This window comes from Streptomyces sp. NPDC051064 (assembly GCF_044455985.1).
Taxonomy (GTDB): Bacteria; Actinomycetota; Actinomycetes; order Streptomycetales; family Streptomycetaceae; genus Streptomyces.
This window is the reverse complement of sequence record NZ_JBITFK010000015.1, coordinates 16,310-34,926: the sequence shown is the minus strand read 5'-3', so window position 1 is coordinate 34,926 and position 18,617 is coordinate 16,310. Positions and strand designations below refer to the sequence as shown.

Annotated in this window: 10 protein-coding genes; 4 read left to right on the top strand and 6 right to left on the bottom strand. The window is 70.9% G+C overall.

Features of this window, described 5'->3' with window-relative positions:
* Positions 1 to 33: 33 nt before the first annotated feature.
* Positions 34 to 2,043 carry a CDP-glycerol glycerophosphotransferase family protein gene (locus ACIBCU_RS36300; protein WP_399236768.1) on the bottom strand — a complete coding sequence of 670 codons (2,010 nt, stop codon included), beginning with the start codon at positions 2,041 to 2,043 and terminating at the stop codon, positions 34 to 36.
* 100 nt (positions 2,044 to 2,143) lie between these two features.
* On the opposite strand from ACIBCU_RS36300, the gene ACIBCU_RS36295 reads away from it, so the two are divergent.
* A complete protein-coding gene (locus ACIBCU_RS36295; protein ID WP_399236766.1) occupies positions 2,144 to 5,575 on the top strand; it encodes a CDP-glycerol glycerophosphotransferase family protein in 3,432 nt (1,143 codons plus the stop codon).
* A gap of 32 nt (positions 5,576 to 5,607) precedes the next feature.
* Here the strand turns inward: ACIBCU_RS36295 and ACIBCU_RS36290 are convergent, their stop codons facing one another.
* Entirely contained in the window at positions 5,608 to 6,213 is a 606-nt protein-coding gene (locus ACIBCU_RS36290) for a TetR/AcrR family transcriptional regulator (protein WP_356708762.1), read from the bottom strand.
* Positions 6,214 to 6,358: 145 nt separating this feature from the next.
* On the opposite strand from ACIBCU_RS36290, the gene ACIBCU_RS36285 reads away from it, so the two are divergent.
* Positions 6,359 to 7,300 (top strand): ABC transporter permease, encoded by a 942-nt coding sequence (locus tag ACIBCU_RS36285; protein ID WP_399236763.1) that lies wholly within the window; start codon positions 6,359 to 6,361, stop codon positions 7,298 to 7,300.
* Positions 7,293 to 8,090, top strand: coding sequence for an ABC transporter ATP-binding protein (locus ACIBCU_RS36280; RefSeq protein ID WP_362927047.1), 798 nt, complete (start codon positions 7,293 to 7,295; stop codon positions 8,088 to 8,090). The genes ACIBCU_RS36285 and ACIBCU_RS36280 overlap by 8 nt, the downstream gene beginning before the upstream one ends.
* An 86-nt stretch (positions 8,091 to 8,176) precedes the next feature.
* On the opposite strand, the gene ACIBCU_RS36275 is transcribed toward ACIBCU_RS36280, so the two are convergent.
* The 3 genes from ACIBCU_RS36275 to ACIBCU_RS36265 all read right to left on the bottom strand — a co-directional run bounded on the left by ACIBCU_RS36275 (position 8,177) and on the right by ACIBCU_RS36265 (position 14,833).
* On the bottom strand, positions 8,177 to 13,207 hold the full coding sequence (locus ACIBCU_RS36275) for an NAD-glutamate dehydrogenase (RefSeq protein WP_362927048.1): 5,031 nt from the start codon (positions 13,205 to 13,207) through the stop codon (positions 8,177 to 8,179).
* 384 nt (positions 13,208 to 13,591) lie between these two features.
* Entirely contained in the window at positions 13,592 to 14,263 is a 672-nt protein-coding gene (locus tag ACIBCU_RS36270) for an HAD family hydrolase (RefSeq protein WP_362927049.1), read from the bottom strand.
* A 63-nt stretch (positions 14,264 to 14,326) separates the two neighbouring features.
* The gene (locus ACIBCU_RS36265; protein ID WP_362927050.1) at positions 14,327 to 14,833 is read right to left on the bottom strand and encodes a DUF6912 family protein; all 507 of its coding nucleotides are present in this window, start codon (positions 14,831 to 14,833) and stop codon (positions 14,327 to 14,329) included.
* Positions 14,834 to 15,113: 280 nt separating this feature from the next.
* Between ACIBCU_RS36265 and ACIBCU_RS36260 the strand changes: the two genes are divergently transcribed.
* Positions 15,114 to 15,530 carry an Rv3235 family protein gene (locus tag ACIBCU_RS36260; protein ID WP_362927051.1) on the top strand — a complete coding sequence of 139 codons (417 nt, stop codon included), beginning with the start codon at positions 15,114 to 15,116 and terminating at the stop codon, positions 15,528 to 15,530.
* A 248-nt stretch (positions 15,531 to 15,778) separates the two neighbouring features.
* On the opposite strand, the gene secA is transcribed toward ACIBCU_RS36260, so the two are convergent.
* Positions 15,779 to 18,595, bottom strand: a complete 2,817-nt coding sequence (gene secA / locus ACIBCU_RS36255) for a preprotein translocase subunit SecA (protein ID WP_362927052.1) — start codon at positions 18,593 to 18,595, stop codon at positions 15,779 to 15,781.
* Positions 18,596 to 18,617 lie beyond the last annotated feature (22 nt).

Below are 18,617 nucleotides of genomic sequence, written 5' to 3'. Positions count from 1 at the left end.
GGAGGGAGCGCCCCGTACGGGTGATGCCGGTGTTCAGTTCGAACCCACAGGGAAGACCCTGCGCACCACGCGCTCCGCCGCGTGCCCGTCGTCGTACGGGCAGAAGCGGCGGCGGAAAGCGGCGCGCAGTGCTTCGGCGTCCTGGGACCTCCAGGCTCCGCTCACCAGCACCTCGCGCAGCTCGTCCTCCGTGGTGGCGACCGCCCCGGGGGTGTCGCCCGCGCGGCCGGACAGCAGGTCGACGTAGGTGCCGCGGGCGGCCCGGTATGCCTCCCAGTCGGGCACGTAGGTGATGATCGGGCGGTCCAGGCAGGCGTAGTCGAACATCAGGGACGAGTAGTCCGTGATCAGCGCGTCGGCGGCCAGGAAGAGTTCTTCCACGACGGGATGGCCGGTGACGTCGACGACCCGGCCCCCCGCCGCCGTCCCGGCCGATCGCGCGTAGAAGTAGTGGGCACGCACCAGCAGCACACAGCCGGGCCCCAGATCACGCGCGAGACGCTCCAGGTCGAGCAGCGGGAGGAAGCCCTCCCGGTAGTCGCGGTGGGTCGGCGCGTACAGCAGCACGGTCGATCCGGGGGCGATGCCGAGCTCCGCACGGATCTTGCCGGTCTGTTCGGCCGTGGCGTTGCACAGGACGTCGTTGCGCGGGTACCCGTACGGCAGTTGTTCGTACGAGGACGGGTAGACCCGGTCCCAGACCTCGGTGCTGTGCGGGTTGGCGGAGAGGCTGAAGTCCCACTGGTCGGTGTGCGCGACGATCCGTTCGAAGCTGACGCCCTTGGTGAGTGCGGGGTACGGGAGCTGGTCCAGGCCCATCGTCTTCAGCGGGGTCCCGTGGTGGGTCTGGAGGTAGACCTGGCCGGGCCGTTTGGTGAAGCCGCCGGGGAAGCTGGAGTTGTTGACGAGGTACGTCGCGGTGGCCATCGTCCGCCAGTAGGCGCGGGACCCCTCGATGACGTACGGCACTCCGGGCGGCATCCGGTCGCGGTGGCGCGAGGAGACGACCCAGACGCCGCGGATGTGCGGGACCAGCTCACGGGCCTTGGCGTAGACGGCGGCCGGATTACAGGCGACGCCCCTGTTCCAGTAGGCCCCGTAGACGGCGAGGCAGGGATCCAGCGGCCGGCGCAGATCGACGCGGTAGAGGGCCCTCATCACGCGGGCGCGCAGCGACTTCCTGCCCGCGCGCGCGGCGGCTCGCGCCCGGGCACGCACGGCGCGGACCGCTCCCCTGCTCCGGTGGGCCGCGTACCGGCCGGGTAGCCCCGCCGCCCGGAAGAAGGCGGCGCGGTCGCCCGGGACGATCCGGCCGGAGTCGTCGAGCACGGCGGTCAGGTGGGCGGTGCGCACGGCCGGGATCCGCGGGTCGCCCCCGGTCTCGGCGGTCAGCCGCTCGTAGGCGCCGATGACCGCGAAGTGCGCGCGGCCCGGTGTCGTGGCCGACGTGCCGGTACGGCGCACCCGGTGGCGCACGCAGACCCGGTCGAGCGAAGCGAGGGAGCCCGCGTCGGAGGCGAGGAAGTGCGCACGGTGGACGGGCACGACGTCGTCGTACGGGCCCTCGGTGAAGCGGAGCCGTCGGGCGTCCCAGAAGGAGCGTCGGAAGAGCTGGTTCCGGGCGGCCGGGAGGCCGTCACCCGGCTCTGTCGTGCCCCACCAGTCGACCCGGTCGTGGCCCAGGCGCAGCACGTCGGGCCGGTCCTCCGCCAGCCGCGCGGAGATCTCCGCCACCGCTCCGGGGAGGAGCAGGTCGTCACCGTCGAGGAAGAGCAGATAGGTTCCGCGCGCCGCCTCCGCGCCGGTGTTGCGGGCCGCACCCGTGTCCCAGGGGCCGTCGGGGACGAGCACGCGCACCCGGGGGTCACGCCCGGCGAACTCCCGTGCGACGGCGAGCTCCAGCTCGCCGTCGGGGGCGCAGACCACGACCAGCTCCAGGTCCGCCTGCCCGCTCTCCGGCGACGGCTGCTCGGTCACGGACTCCAGGGCCGCCCTCAGGTAACCCTGAACGCGACGGGCGGACACGACGACGGTGAGCAGCATGGCAGCCGAGCGTAATGGTGACCGTACGGCCGACCCCAGGGATCGTCACCCGTTCGGGTCAGTGGCGTGACCCGGGGCGCTCCCCCGGGTTGAGCCGTTCATGAAGCCACTCCTCAGCGTCGTCGTCCCGGTGCACAACGTCGAGGACTATCTGGAGGAGTGCCTCGTCTCGCTGGCCGGGCAGACCCTGAAGGACATCGAGGTGGTGCTCGTCGACGACGGCTCGACGGACGGGAGCCGCCGCATCGCGGAGGACTTCGCCGCCCGGGACGGCCGCTTCCGCTGCGTCCACCAGCCCAACGCGGGCCTGAGCGCCGCCCGCAACACGGGGATCGCCCGCACCACCGGCGGAGTGCCCTACCTGGCGTTCGCCGACAGCGACGACGTCCTCGTCCCCGACGCGTACGAACGGATGCTGGCGTCCCTGGAGTCGACCGGCTCGGATCTGGTGACAGGCAATGTGTGGCGGCTCAACGAGCAGGGAAGGCAGCAGGCCTGGCAGTACCGCTGGCTGACCGCCGACCGCCCCCGCACCCACATCACCCGCGATGCCCGGCTGCTGGCCGACCGCGTCGCCTGGAACAAGGTGTTCAGGCGCTCCTTCTGGGACCGGCACGCCTTCACCTTCCCGGTGGGCAAGCTCTACGAGGACACCCCGGTGATGATCCCGGCGCACTACCTCGCCGGGACGGTGGACGTGCTGCGCGGACACGTCTACTACTGGCGGGTGCGGGAGGGGTCGATCACCCGGCGGCGTACGGACGTCCGGGGTGTACGCGACCGGATCGCCGCCTGTGAACAGGTCAGCGCCTTCCTCGCGGACCGCGACGCCGCACAGCGACTGCGCTACGACGCGTCGTGCCTGCGCGACGACTTCGTGTACTTCCTCGAGGGGCTGCCGATGGGCGGGCCCGCCTACCGCTCCGCCTTCATGGCGGACGCGGGTGCCTTCCTCGACCGGGCGGGCGACGCGGCCCTGGCCGGGCTGCCCGCCGAGGCGCGCATCCGCTGGCAGCTGGTGCGTGAGCGCCGCGTCGACGAACTGCTTGCGGTCCTGGAGTCCGAACGGGCCAACGGGGCGGGCACGTTCGCCGTCGCGGGCCCCCCGGGAAGGCGGCGCGCCGTGCACCCGGGGGCCGGCGGCAGCGCCTCGGCGCGCCTGGGCCGGGGCGATCTGCCCGCCGTGGCACGGCTGGTGGAGTCGTCGTGGGGTGAGGACGGCAGGCTGCGGCTTCGCGGATACGCGTACATCCGCAACCTTCCGGCCCGGGCTGCCCGGCACTCGCTGAAGGCGGGCCTGGTGCGGGAGGCGGGGGGCGGACGGCCGCGTGCCGTCCCGGTGCGCTCGGTACGGACGGACCGCGCGACCGCCGACTCAGGTCAGGAGCTGCACAGCTACGACCACGCGGGCTTCGACATGGTCCTCGACCCCGGGCGGCTGGGGCCGGGCAACTGGCTGGTGGGCGTGGTGGTGGCCGGCCACGGCGTCGTACGGCGGGCGGCGGTGCGGGCGGCGGAGGCGGCGGCCGCGCAGCCGTTGGTCCACGACCTGGGCGGCGGGTGGCGCGCGGTGCTCGGCTACCGGGACGGCCGGCTGGAGCTGGCCGTGTCCCGGCTGCCCGCGGCGGCCACCGGCCACGACGGCGGACCGGACACCCTGGAGCTGACCGGCAGGCTGTACGGGGACGCCCGGCCGACAGCCCTCCTCCTGACCCGTGAGGGGGGCGCGGAGCACGTCTGCCCGGTGTCGTGCGGCGACGGGGGCGGCTTCAGCGCCCTGATCCCGCTCGCGGCGCTCGCCGCGGAGGCGGCACCGGCCTCCGGCGGACCCCACGAGCCCGCCCGGGGGGGCGGGGCCCGGTGGCGGGCGGCGCTCCTGACCGACGGCGTCCGCGTGCCGCTCGCCGCGGCCCCGGACCTGCCGCCGCCCGCCTTCGCGGACGCGGCGGGCCACCTGGTGGTGGACGTGTCCGGGGAGCCGCGCGTGGACCGGGCCGGGCCCGCTCCGGACGGCGGGCTGCGCATCGACGGGACCGGGACCGGCGGACTCGAACTGCGGCACAGCGTCCTCGGGGAGACGGTGGCCGTCCCCCCGGCCGTCCCCGTCGGAGAGGAGAAGGACCGCTTCGCCGCCGTGCTCGCGGCCCCACCCCGCGAAGGCGACTGGGAGGTGTTCCTGGACGGCCGGCCCGTGCGCGTGGGAGCGACGCTCGCCGCACTCCTGCCGGTGAGCGCCCTGGGCGCCCGCTTCCGCCTCGACCGCCGACACGGTGACCGGCTGACCGTGCGCTGCGCGCCGGCGCTCGACGACGCGGAGCGGAGCGCGTACCACCAGGGGATTCTGCGGACGGCGCACCACCCGGCGCAGCGACGGCTGCCGCTCCGGGACGTCGTGCTCTACACCGGAGAGGGCCCCCCGCGCGCCGTGCACGCCGAGCTCGTGCGCCGGAGCGCCGATGCCGGGCACCTGTGGGTCACCGACGGCTCCCCAGGGGCCGCGACGCGCGTCCCGTCCACCGCGATCCCCGTCGTGGCGCACAGCACCGCCTGGTACGAGGCACTGGCGCGGGCCCGCCGGATCGTGGCGGCAGGTCAGCTGCCCGCGTGGTTCGAGCGCCGCCCGGACCAGACCGTCGTACAGACCTGGCCCAACTCCCCGCTCGGCCGGTTCGGCCTCGACCTCACCGGCACCCTGTACGCCGACCACCAGCACCTCGCCACGCTGGAGCACCGCTCCGCCCAGTGGTCGGTCCTGGTCTCCCCCAGCGCCTTCGCCACCCCGCATCTCCGCCGCGCCCTGGCCTACCGCGGCGAGGTGCTGGAGGCGGGCTCCCCGGCCGACGACCTGCTGTTCGCACCCGGCCGGGACAGGACTGCCGAGCTGGTGCGCCGGCGGCTGGGCATCCCGGCCGGCCACCGCGTGGTGCTGTACGCGCCGACGTACCGCGACCACCTCGCCCACGCTCCGGCCGGTGTTCCCGCCGGATCCTCCCCCTTGTACCGCTGGGATCCGGCGCTCGACCTGCCCGCACTGGCGCGGTCTCTGGACGGCCGCACCACCGTGCTGGTCCGCAGGCACCCCCGGGTGACGGGCAGCGTCCCCCCGCACCCCGCCCTGCGTGATGTGTCCACGCACCCCGACTCCACCGAGCTCCTGCTGATCGCCGATGTGCTGGTCACCGACTACTCGGGCCTGGTGTTCGGCTTCGCGCACACCGGCCGTCCGATGCTCTTCCACACGTACGACCTGGAGCATTACCGGGACACCGTGCGCGGCTTCTGCCTGGACTTCGAGACCCGGGCCCCCGGGCCGCTGCTCGTCACCACCCAGGAGGTGGCTCAGGCGCTGCGGGCCTCACCGGCTTCGGCGGACGTCCACGCGGAGGCGTACGAGAGCTTCCGGCGCGACTACTGCGGGCCCGTCGGCGGCGACGCCGCCCGCCGGGTCGCGGACCGGCTGCTCTACGAGGGCTCCGGCTCGCCGCACCTCGTCAGGCCTCGTGACGCCAGGCCGCGCCCCGTCAGGCCCTGAGGTCAGGAGTTGAACGGTCGGGCCTTGAGCGGTCAGGCCCTGAGCGCCCGGACCGCCGAGGCCGCGAGGTCGTCGAGGTATCCCTTGGGCAGATCGCCCCGGACCACGACGAGGCGCCAGTACAGCGGGCCGACGATGAGGTCCAGCGCCCGGTCGGGATCGCTGCCCTCGGGCAGTTCACCGCGTGCCACCGCCGCCCGCACGACCACGGCGGCCACGCCCTGCTGCTGGTCCAGCAGGGCCGCCTTGATGGCGTCGGAGATCTCCGGGTTGCGGGCCGCCTCGACCAGCAGGTCGGGGATCACCTGTGAGGCGACAGGGTGGCGCAGGGCGTACGCGGCCAGTTCCAGCACGGCGCGCACATCCCCGTACAGCGAACCCGTCGCGGGCGCCGGCATGCCCTGCGCGGCGACGGCCGCGACCAGGTCCAGGACGAGATGCAGCTTGGACTTCCAGCGGCGGTAGACGGCGGTCTTGCCCACCCCCGCGCGCCGGGCGATGCCCTCGATCGACATCCGTGCGAATCCCACGGCGGCCAGCTCCTCGAAGACGGCGCCGCGGATCGCGTCGGTCACGTCCTCCCGCAGCACCGCGGCACCTGCCGGGGTGCGGCGCCCGGTTCGCCGTTGGGTGGTCATGGCCCGAATGATAGACCGTAACGACGAAACGGTTGCGTTGCGACGCACAAACGTCCTAGTCTCAGCGTTGCGACGATACGGTCCCGTCCCATCGAGCCGGAACCGTCCGCCCTGATCCCCCCGCCCCCCGTCGAAAGCGACCGTGGTGAGCCAGACAGCAGCCCCGCCGGCCCCGGTGGACACCGCATCTCCAGCCCCCCTCCTCCCCGTGTACGAACCCGGCGAGCTGGCCGCCCTCGCGGCCCGGCACGGGCTGAACGTCAGCGGGGCGCGGCCCACGCTCGGCGCGTACGTCCGGCAGCTCTGGGGGCGGAGGCACTTCATCACGGCCTTCGCCACGGCCAAGCTGACCGCGCAGTACAGCCAGGCGAAGCTCGGCCAGATCTGGCAGATCATGACCCCGCTGCTCAACGCGACGGTCTACTACTTCATCTTCGGCGTCCTGATGAACACCAAGCACGGAGTCCCCGACTACGTGCCCTTCCTCGTCACCGGCGTCTTCATCTGGACCTTCACCGCCAGCTCGATCACGGCCGGCACCCGGGCCATCAGCGGCAACACCGGACTCGTCCGGGCCCTGCACTTCCCGCGCGCCTCCCTGCCGATCGCCCTGGCCATCCAGCAGCTCCAGCAGCTGCTCTTCTCGCTGGGCGCGCTCTTCCTGATCCTCCTCGTGTTCGGCCAGTACCCGCGGCCGTCCTGGCTGCTCGCGGTCCCCGCGCTCGCCCTGCAGGCGCTGTTCAACACCGGCATCTCGATGGTGATGGCCCGGCTGGCCGCCAGGACACCCGACATCGCCCAGCTGACGCCCTTCATCCTGCGCACCTGGATGTACGCGTCGGGCGTCATGTGGAGCCTCGACACCCTGCTCACCGCCGACCGGGTGCCGCGGCTCGTCCTGCTGGCACTGGAGTGCAACCCGGCGGCCATCTACATCGACCTGATGCGCTACGCCCTGATCGACAGCTTCACCGGCGCGCAGCTGCCCCCGCACGTGTGGGCCCTCGCGACGGCCTGGGCGCTCGTCTGCGGCATCGGCGGTTTCGTGTACTTCTGGAAGGCCGAGGAGAGGTACGGACGTGGCTGACACCCTCGACACCCGTGTGCCCACCGTCGTCGTCGACGACGTCCACATCACCTACACGGTGAACGGCGCCCGCACCGGAAAGGGCAGCGCCACCTCCGCCCTCAACAGGATCGTGTCGCGCCGGCAGCCTCGGGGCGCCCGCCAGGTGCACGCGGTGAAGGGCGTCAGCTTCGCCGCGTACAAGGGCGAGGCCATCGGCCTGATCGGCTCCAACGGATCCGGGAAGTCGACGCTCCTCAAGGCGATCGCGGGGCTGCTGCCCGCGTCGAAGGGGCGGGTCCACACCCAGGGCCAGCCCTCGCTGCTCGGAGTGAACGCCGCGCTGATGAGCGACCTGACCGGGGAGCGCAACGTCGTGCTCGGCGGCCTGGCCATGGGCATGACGCGCGAACAGATCCGTGAGCGCTACCAGGACATCGTCGACTTCTCCGGCATCAACGAGAAGGGCGACTTCATCACCCTGCCCATGCGGACCTACTCCTCCGGCATGGGCGCCAGGCTCCGCTTCTCCATCGCGGCCGCCAAGAGCCACGACGTGCTGCTGATCGACGAGGCGCTGTCCACCGGAGACGCGAAGTTCCAGCGACGCAGCAAGGACCGGATCATGGAGCTCCGCGAGGAGGCCGGCACGGTCTTCCTCGTCAGCCACAGCAACAGGTCGATCACCGACACCTGCGACCGGGCGATCTGGCTGGAGGCGGGCACTCTGCGGATGGACGGGCCGGCCAAGGAGGTCGTGGCCGCGTACGAGGAGTTCACCGGGCCCGCGAAGCCCAGGCCCAAGAAGTGACGTGGTGAAGCCGTCCGCCGGACGGGCCTTGTCGGGCCCGTCCGGCGGACGGCTTCATGCGTCGCGGCCCCGCAGGCCGCTCCGGGTCAGGCGTGCGTGCGCAGCAGCGTACGCATCGTCCGCATCGCCACGGACAGGTTCGCCAGGTCGAAGGACTCCGACCCCCGGATCTCCTCCAGGGTGGCGCGCGAACGCGCCAGGATCGCCGCGTTCTTCTCCTCCCACGCCTTGAATCGCTGCTCGGGCGACGACGTGCCGTTGCCGGCGGACAGCACGTCCGACGTGAGCGCGGCGTGCGCGGCGTACAGGTCCTCGCGGATGGAGGCGCGGGCCATGGACTGCCAGCGGTCGCCCCGCGGCAGCTCGATGATCCGGTCCATCAGCTGGGAGATCCCCAGCCGGTCGGCGAGGTCGTAGTACACCTCGGCGACGGCCAGCGGGTCCTTGCCCGTGCGCTCGGCGATCGCCACGATGTCCAGCGCCGGGAAGGCCGACGAGAATCCCGCCACCCGGCCCGCCAGCCCGTCCGGGACGCCCACGGCGGTGAGCTCGTCGAGGATCGACTGGTACCACTCGATGTCGGCGCCCCTCAGGAGCTTGGGCAGCTCGCTCCAGACGCGTTCGACGCCGTCCCGGAAGAACTCGATGGTCTCCGCGATCCCGACCGGCTGCGGCCGGTTGCCGAGCAGCCAGCGGGAGCCGCGCTCGACGAGCCGGCGCGAGTGCAGCCGGATCCGGGTCTGCACATCGGCGGCCACCGTGTTGTCGAGCGCCTCCACGGCGTCCCACACGCCGGAGAGGCCGAAGATCTCGCGGGCGGCGAACTGCGCCCGCACGATCTCCTCGAGCGACGCCCCTGTCTCCTCACGCAGCCGGTGCAGGAACGTCGACCCACCGCTGTTCACCGTGTCGTTGACCAGCACCGTCGTGATGATCTCGCGGCGCAGCGCATGCCCGTCGACCGCCTCGGGGAACCGCTCGCTCAGCTGCTTCGGGAAGTAGGCGTGCACCAGCTTCTGCAGGTGCGCGTCGTCCGGCAGGCTGGTGGAGATCAGCTCCTCGGCCGCCGTGATCTTCGTGTAGGCGATCAGCACGGCCAGTTCCGGCTGGCTGAGCCCCCTGCCGTGGTTCAGCAGCTCACGGATCTGACGGTCGTTCGGCAGGAACTCCAGGGCCCGGTCCAGGTGTCCCTCGCGGCCGAGCCTGCGCATGAAGCGCTGGTGGGCATGGAGGAGCGACGGCGCCTGGGCGCTGGCGTTGGAGAGCGCGACGTTCTGCGCGTAGTTGTTGCGCAGCACGAGCTGTCCGACCTCGTCGGTCATCTCCGCGAGCACCTTGTTGCGCTGCTTCACGGTCATGTCGCCCTCACGGACCAGACCGTTGAGCAGGATCTTGATGTTCACCTCGTGGTCGGAGGTGTCCACACCGGCGCTGTTGTCGATCGCGTCGGTGTTGATCCGGCCGCCGGCCCGGGCGAACTCGATCCGGCCGAGCTGGGTGGCCCCGAGGTTGCCGCCCTCACCGACGACACGGGCCCGCAGCTCCGCACCGTTGACCCGGATCGCGTCGTTGGCCTTGTCCCCGACGTCGGCGTTCGACTCCGCCGTCGACTTGATGTACGTACCGATGCCGCCGTTCCACACGAGGTCGACCGACGCCTTGAGGATGTTCTGCATCAGCTCGGCGGGCGTCATCTTCGTGACCTTCGAGTCGATGCCGAGCGCCGCGCGGATGTGCGCGTTGACCGGGATCGACTTGGCGGAACGCGGATGGATGCCGCCGCCCGCGGACAGCAGGTCCTTGTTGTAGTCCGCCCAGGAGCTGCGGGGCAGGTCGAACAGGCGGCGCCGCTCGGCGTACGACGTCGCGGCATCCGGATTCGGGTCGATGAAGATGTGCCGGTGGTCGAAGGCCGCCACCAGCCGGATGTGCTCGGAGAGCAGCATCCCGTTGCCGAAGACGTCACCGGACATGTCGCCGACGCCGACGACGGTGAAGTCCTCGGTCTGGGTGTCGTGGCCCAGCTCGCGGAAGTGCCGCTTCACGGACTCCCAGGCACCGCGGGCGGTGATGCCCATGCCCTTGTGGTCGTAGCCGGCCGACCCGCCGGACGCGAACGCGTCACCGAGCCAGAAGCCGTACGCGACGGCGACGTCGTTGGCGATGTCGGAGAAGCTCGCGGTCCCCTTGTCGGCGGCGACGACGAGATAGGTGTCGTCCTCGTCGTGACGGACGACCTCCGCCGGGTGCACGACCTCGCCCGTCACCATGTTGTCGGTGATGTCGAGCAGCGCCGAGATGAAGATCTTGTAGCAGGCGATGCCCTCGGCGAGCCAGGCGTCACGGTTCACGGCCGGGTCCGGCAGCTGCTTGGCGACGAACCCGCCCTTGGCGCCCACCGGCACGATCACGGTGTTCTTGACCATCTGCGCCTTGACCAGGCCGAGGATCTCCGTACGGAAGTCCTCCCGCCGGTCCGACCAGCGCAGACCGCCGCGGGCGACCTTGCCGAAGCGCAGGTGGACGCCCTCGACCCGCGGCGAGTAGACCCAGATCTCGTACGCCGGGCGCGGTGCCGGAAGATCCGGGATGGCCTGCGGATCGAACTTCATCGAGACGTAGTTGTGCGGCTCGTGGTCGTCGGCCAGCTGGAAGTAGTTGGTCCGCAGCGTGGCCTTGATGACCGTGAGGAAGGACCGCAGGATCCGGTCCTCGTCCAGCGAGGCGACCTGGTCGAGGGCGCCGTCCAGCTCCTCCAGCAGACCGTCCGTCAGCTCCGTGCCGGCCTTCTGGCGGGCCGGGGACATCCGGGCCTCGAAGAGGGAGACCAGGAGCCGGGTGGTGTGGACGTTGTTGCGGAGGGTGTCCTCCATGTAGTCCTGGCTGAAGGTCGAACCCGCCTGGCGCAGGTACTTCGCGTAGGCGCGCAGCACCATGGCCTGACGCCAGTCGAGGCCGGCGCCCAGCACGAGGGAGTTGAAACCGTCGTTCTCCGCCTCGCCGGTCCAGATGGCCGCGAACGCCTCCTGGAAGCGGTCCCTGGCGTCGTCGGCGAGGTAGTCGTTGCCCGTGGCCTTCTTCGGCAGGCGCAGCCCGAAGTCGTAGATCCAGGCGTGCGTGCCGTCGGAGCAGCGCAGCTCGTACGGACGTTCGTCCACGACCTCCACACCGAGCCGCTGGAGCGCGGGGAGGACGGCGGAGAGCGAGACCTGCTCACCCGTCCGGTAGATCTTGAACCTGCGCTCGGCCGGGGAGGCGCCGACCGGCTCGTACAGGCTGAGCGCGAAGTCCTCGCGTTCGCTCTTGAGCTCTTCCAGGTGGACCAGGTCCGCCACGGCGGCACGCGGCGAGTGGTCGGCCTTGTAGCCCTCGGGGAACGAGTGCGCGTAACGGCGCAGCAGCTCGGCGGCGCGCTCCTCGCCGCACTCGGCGCTCAGCGCCTCCTGGAATCCGTCGGCCCAGGAGCGGGCGGCCTCGACGAGGCGCGCCTCGATCCGGTCCGCGTCCGCGTCGGTGAGGTGCGGAAGCTCGGTACCGGGCGGGACCCGGACGACGAAGTGCAGCCGGGAGAGGATCGACTCCGTGTTCCAGGCGGTGAAGTCGACGCTGGTGCCGCCCAGTTCCTCCTTGAGGATGTCGATCAGGCGGAGCCTCACGCCGGTGGTGTAGCGGTCGCGCGGCAGGTAGACGAGGGCGGAGTAGTAGCGCCCGTACTCGTCCTGGCGCAGGTAGAGCCGCAGCCGGCGGCGCTCCTGGAGGTACAGCACGGAGGTGACGATGGAACGCAGCTGGTCGACGGGCGTCTGGAAGAGCTCGTCGCGCGGGTAGGTCTCCAGGATCTGGAGCAGGTCGCGGCCGTCGTGGCTGTTGGGTGTGAAGCCGGCGCCCTCCAGCACCTCGGCGACCTTGCGGCGCACCACGGGCACCCGGCGCACCGACTCGGTGTACGCGGCGGAGGAGAACAGGCCGAGGAAGCGACGCTCGCCGACGACATTGCCGTGGGCGTCGAACTTCTTCACCCCGACGTAGTCCAGGTAGCTGGGGCGGTGCACGGTCGCCCTGCTGTTCGCCTTCGTCAGGACGAGGAGCTTGTGCTCCCTGGCCTTGGCGCGGGCGTCCGCGGGCAGCCGGTCGAAGGACGGGCTCACCGGGTGCGCCTCGTCCTCGGCGTGCTTCGGGTCGGAGCGCAGGATCCCCAGGCCCGTGCCGGGGACGGCCGTCAGCGCGTCGGACTCACGGAGCTCGTACTCCCGGTACCCGAGGAAGGTGAAGTGGTCGGCGGCGAGCCAGCGCAGCAGCTCGCGGGCCTCCTCGACCTCCTCGTCGTCCAGCTCGTCGAGCGGCTCCGAGGGGAGGTCGTCGGCGATCCGCAGGGCGGCGTCGCGCATCTTCTCCCAGTCCTCGACGGTCTCCCGTACGTCGGACAGGACACGCAGCAGATCCGCGGTGATCTGCTTCAGGTCCGCACGGTCCGTCTCCCGGTCGATCTCGACGTGGATCCAGGACTCGACGAGCGCGTCGTGCGGAAGCTCGGACCCGGCCTCCTTACGGCCGCCGGAGCGCTTCGCCCCGTTGTTCCTGGCAGGGTCGGCGAACACCTCGATCAGCTTGCCGGCGACATCGCGCCGGACGACGACCTGGGGGTGGATCACGAGGTGGATGCCGCGGCCCTGCCGGGACAGCTCGTTCGTGACCGAATCGACCAGGAAGGGCATGTCGTCGGTGACGACCTCGACGACGGAGTGGCTGTTGGTCCAGCCGTTCTCCTCGACGGTCGGGGTGTGCACCCGGACGTTCGCGGTGCCCTGAGGCCTGTTCTCGGCGAGACGGTAGTGGGAGGAAGCGGCCCCGAAGATGTCGACCGGATCGCGGTCGCTGACGTCCTCCGGAGCGGTGTGCAGGTAGTAGCGCTGGAGATAGGCGAGCAGCGTCCTGTTGCCCGACCGCCCGTCCGGGCCGGCCTCGGTGGCTTCCTCTGCTTCGCCGCCGGTCCCGTCGGCAAGGTGCACCCGGAGGCCACCTCCCGGGCCACCGACACCACCGCCCGGACTGTTGTCAGCTACCCGGGCCGCCCGTACGAGCAGCTCGGCCTTGGCTTCGTCCAGCTTGGTCTGCATGTCCTCTGGCTCCTGTCGCGCGCCGTTGCGTGACGTAGGTGAAGAAGGCGACGTACCGCCACGACGCGGGGTTTCCGGTCTGACTCGACGCTATGCCGCCTGGGGAGATGTCCCGGACCATATCGGCCATTTTCGGCGGAGGGCCCGGGACGCGGAGATCACGCATCGCCCGGGTGCTGTGGCACTCCGGGCGCAGGCCGGGGGCTTCGCTGCCCCCGAGGCGTATCGCGCTGATCACCGCACCAGGCTATCCCTCCTGCACCCACAACCGTCATGAGCCGCATATGTACAAAAGAAGACCCCGAACTTTGACACTCTGGACATCGCACCGAATCGTTGCTGCACGTACGGACACACAAAGGACACACAGGCGAGCAGATCCGCTCAGTCCGCCATCAGCTCGGCCAGCGCGACCGCCTCGGCCAGGGTGTCCACCACGGGCACGCCCACCGCCTCCAGGCTGCTGCGGCTGTGCGAACCCCCGGTGTAGAGCACGGCACGCGCGCCGACATGCGCCGCTGCCACGGCGTCGTCCACCGCGTCACCGATGACCACGGCGGATTCGGGGGCTATACCCCCGAGCACCTCGAAGTGGCGCTCCATGTGCTGGGCCTTGCTGCCGCCGGAGGGGCCCGTACGGCCGTCGACGCGTACGAAATGACGCTCGATGCCGTATCCCCGGACCACCGGGACCAGGTGCTCATGGCCGTACATGCTGAGCAGCGACTGGCTGCGGCCGCCGCGCTGCCACCGGGCCAGCAGCTCCTCGACGCCCTCCGTCAGTCCGCAGGCCGTCCGCTGCTCGGTGTAGTGGCGGTGGAAGAGGCCGTCCATCCGCTCCCACTCGGCGGGGGTGGGGAGCCTGCCCATGAGCCGCTCGTAGAACTTGGGTATCGGCACGCAGTACATCTCGCGGTACTGGTCCAGCGTGAGCGGCTCCAGGTCGACCTCCGCGAAGGCGGCGTTCGACGCCCCGAGGACCGCCTGGATGTCGTCGAGCAGTGTGCCGTTCCAGTCCCAGACCAGATGTGTGCGGTGCTTCCCCGATGTCGCCATGAGTAGAAAATACTCGCCCGGTACGACAGTCACCCGTGCACAGGCGGCGGTGCGCCCGGCAGGTCAGGCGATCAGGCCGGGGATCTCCTGGATCCCGAACCACAGCAGCTCGTGGTCCTCCGCGCCGTCCACGGTGAACTGGGCGTCGTCGTCGCCGAGGTCCGCCGCCCCCAGTGCCGCTGCCGCCGCGGCGACGTCCTTCTCGGCGTCGTCGGCGTCCACGTGCACGGCCGCGGCCTTCGCCAGCGCCACCGCGTGCGCGATCCGCACCTCGCCGAGCGAGGAGGCGTCCAGGACGTGGTCCGGATCGGCGACCACCGACCCGTCCGGCACGTCGAGGGCGACGACGACCCGGCGCCTGGTCTCCTCCGGCCGGCCCGCGATCAGCCGCAGCGAGGCGGAGGCGGCCCGGTTGAGCGCCGCGTACTCCAGCTCCTCGATGTCGTCGGAGACGTACCACTCGCGCAGACCGGGCGTCACGGCATAAGCGGTGAGCGGCCCCGGACCGACCTCGCCCGCCCTGTGCACCGAGGCAAGACCGGAGAGGGTCAGGGGGACGTACACACGCATGGCTGACCGCTTTCGTAGTCGATGACGCCCTCAGGATACGTGCGACGTCCCCCTTCGGGGCGACCGATCCGTCCGTCGCTGTCCACCGCGCGACGACCGTCACCCCCGCCGTTCCCTTGCGGCCAGGGGCCCATCACCCGGATAGGTGATCCCACTGCGTGCCCGGCCGGCCCCAGCCGCCGCTTGCGGAGCCGACGACCGGCCCCGTAGAAGATCCCCAGCACAAGTTACCGCCCGGTACTCACCCGGGCACCGGACAGCAGCCACGGGGGCTACGAGCATGAGCAAGGACAGGACGAGGCCGGCCGGACGACGCGACAGCAGCAGGCCGGGCACGGTACCGGCGCAACGGCCCCGGCGGCCGCTGCGCCCGCACCAGTGGTTCGCGGAACGCCTGCTCGCCGTCCTCAGCGGCCAGCGCCCGGTGCACTGGATGCTGGGCCACACCATCGGCGAGGCCTACGACCAGCTCGCCGAACTCGCCCCTGACGCCCCGCTCGGCGCGGGCTGCCGGCGCCCGGTCGTACGCACCTGCCACGGCAGCCAGCCGGCCGACGGCGTGGTCGAGGCCTTCGCCAGCATCGCCACGGGCGAGCAGGTCCGCGCCATGGCCTTCCGCCTGGAGCAGGGCCCCGACCTCCGCTGGCGCTGCGCCGCGATCGACCTGGGCGGCGAACGGCTCCCCGCCGTCAGATGACCCCGGGACGGGCTTGCCGGTTCAAGCCCGTTGGGGGTACCCCCGGACGGAGTCCGGGGGAGATCGAGGACACACCGCGCCAGAGCCGCACAACGGCCCCGGAGGGCCGCAGGAGCGCCCCTCCGTCCTCGGAGGGCCCCGGGTGGCCCCAGCCACACCCCCACCCCCGGAAAGCGCCGCGGAAGGCCACGAACCGCACCTGGCCCGGACACCACGAAGGCGTCCGGGCCAGGTCAGGGCGAGCCGCGCTACTTCTTACGACGCCGCCCACTCGCGCTCTTCTGCGCCTTACGGCGCTCCGCACGCGTCATCCCGTCTCCCTCGGACCGCGCACCGTCACCGTTGGAGAAGTCACCCTCGACGACGCCGCCCTCCCCGTCCACCGTGGGAGCGGAGAAGTGCAGCCGGTCAGGACGCTGCGGAGCGTCCAGGCCCTTGGCCCGGATCTCCGGGCGTCCGGCCGCGGCCGCCACCGGCGCGTCCTGCTTCTCCAGCGAGGTCGCGCCCTCCTGCACCGGAACCTCCTCGACCTGCTGCTCGACCTGGACCTCCAGGTTGAACAGGTAGCCGACGGACTCCTCCTTGATGCCCTCCATCATGGCGTTGAACATGTCGAAGCCCTCGCGCTGGTACTCGACCAGCGGGTCCTTCTGCGCCATGGCCCGGAGGCCGATGCCCTCCTGGAGGTAGTCCATCTCGTAGAGGTGCTCACGCCACTTGCGGTCCAGGACCGAGAGGACCACGCGCCGCTCCAGCTCACGCATGATGTCCGAGCCGAGCGTCTTCTCCCGCTCCGCGTACTGCTCGTGGATGTCGTCCTTGACCGATTCGGCGATGAAGTCGGCGGTCACGCCGGCCAGGTCGCCCGCGGCCTCCTCGAGCTCCTCGACCGTGACCTTCACCGGGTAGAGCTGCTTGAAGGCGCCCCACAGCCGGTCGAGGTCCCACTCCTCCGCGAAGCCCTCGGCCGTCTCCTGCCGGATGTAGTCGTCGATCGTGTCGTCCATGAAGTGGCGGATCTGGTCCTGCAGGTCCTCACCCTCCAGGACGCGGCGGCGCTCGCCGTAGATGACCTCACGCTGCCGGTTGAGCACCTCGTCGTACTTCAGGACGTTCTTACGCGTCTCGAAGTTCTGCTGCTCGACCTGCGACTGCGCGGAGGCGATCGCCCGCGTCACCATCTTGTTCTCGATGGGGACGTCGTCGGGCACGTTCGCCATCGACATGACGCGCTCCACCATCTGCGCCTTGAACAGCCGCATCAGGTCGTCGCCCAGCGACAGGTAGAACCGGGACTCACCCGGGTCGCCCTGACGGCCGGAACGACCGCGCAGCTGGTTGTCGATACGCCGCGACTCGTGCCGCTCGGTGCCCAGGACGTAGAGCCCGCCGAGCTCCTTGACCTCGTCGTGCTCGGCCTTGACGGCCTGCTCGGCCTTCTCCAGTGCCGCGGGCAGCGCGGCCGCCCACTGCTCGACGTGCTCGACCGGGTCGAGTCCGCGCTGACGCAGATCCGCCTCGGCCAGGTCGTCGGGGTTGCCGCCCAGCTTGATGTCCGTACCGCGGCCGGCCATGTTCGTCGCGACCGTGACGGCACCCTTGCGGCCGGCCTGGGCGATGATCGGCGCTTCCCGGTCGTGCTGCTTTGCGTTGAGGACCTCGTGCTGCACACCGCGCTTCGACAGCTGCTGCGAGAGGTACTCGGACTTCTCGACGGAGGTCGTGCCGACCAGGATCGGCTGACCCTTCTCGTGCTTCTCCGCGATGTCGTCGACGACCGCGGCGAACTTCGCGACCTCGGTGCGGTAGATCAGGTCCGACTGGTCGGCGCGGACCATGGGCCGGTTCGTCGGGATCGGCACGACGCCGAGCTTGTAGATCTGGTGGAACTCGGCCGCCTCGGTCATCGCCGTACCGGTCATGCCGGAGAGCTTGTCGTACAGACGGAAGAAGTTCTGCAGGGTGATCGTGGCGAGCGTCTGGTTCTCGTCCTTGATGTCCACCCCTTCCTTCGCCTCGATGGCCTGGTGCATGCCCTCGTTGTAGCGGCGGCCGGCGAGGATACGGCCGGTGTGCTCGTCGACGATCATGACTTCGCCGTCGATGACGACGTAGTCCTTGTCGTTCTTGAAGAGCTCCTTGGCCTTGATCGCGTTGTTCAGGTAACCGACGAGCGGGGTGTTCACCGACTCGTAGAGGTTGTCGATCCCGAGCCAGTCCTCGACCTTGGAGACGCCGGGCTCGTGGATGGCCACGGTCCGCTTCTTCTCGTCGACCTCGTAGTCGCCGGTCTCCTCGATGCCCTTCAGCGGGTTGCCCGCCTCACCCCTGGTGAGACGCGTGACCAGCTTGGCGAAGTCGCCGTACCACTTGGTGGCCTGGTCGGCCGGGCCGGAGATGATCAGCGGGGTACGGGCCTCGTCGACCAGGATCGAGTCGACCTCGTCGACGATGGCGAAGTTGTGGCCGCGCTGGACGAGCTCGTCCTGGGACCACGCCATGTTGTCGCGGAGGTAGTCGAAGCCGAACTCGTTGTTCGTGCCGTACGTGATGTCGCAGGCGTACTGCTCGCGGCGCTGGGCCGGAGTCATGTTGGCGATGATGCAGCCGACCTCGAGGCCGAGGAACTTGTGCACCCGGCCCATCATCTCGGAGTCGCGCTCGGCCAGGTAGTCGTTGACCGTGATCAGGTGCACGCCCTTGCCGGAGAGCGCGTTGAGATACGCGGGCAGGGTACCGACGAGGGTCTTGCCCTCACCGGTCTTCATCTCGGCCACATAGCCGAGGTGCAGGGCGGCACCGCCCATCATCTGGACGTCGTAGTGGCGCTGTCCGAGAACGCGCTTGGCGGCCTCACGGACGGTCGCGAATGCTTCGGGAAGCAGGTCGTCCAGGCTCTCGCCGTCCGCGTACCGTTGTTTGTACTCGTCGGTGAGCGCCCGCAGCTCGGCGTCGGAGAGGTTGACGAAGTCCTCTTCGATGGAGCTGACCTGGTCCGCGATGCGGTGCAGTTTGCGCAGGATCTTGCCTTCGCCTGCACGCATGAGCTTGTTGAAGACGGACACTGAGGCTGGTCTCCTTGCCGGT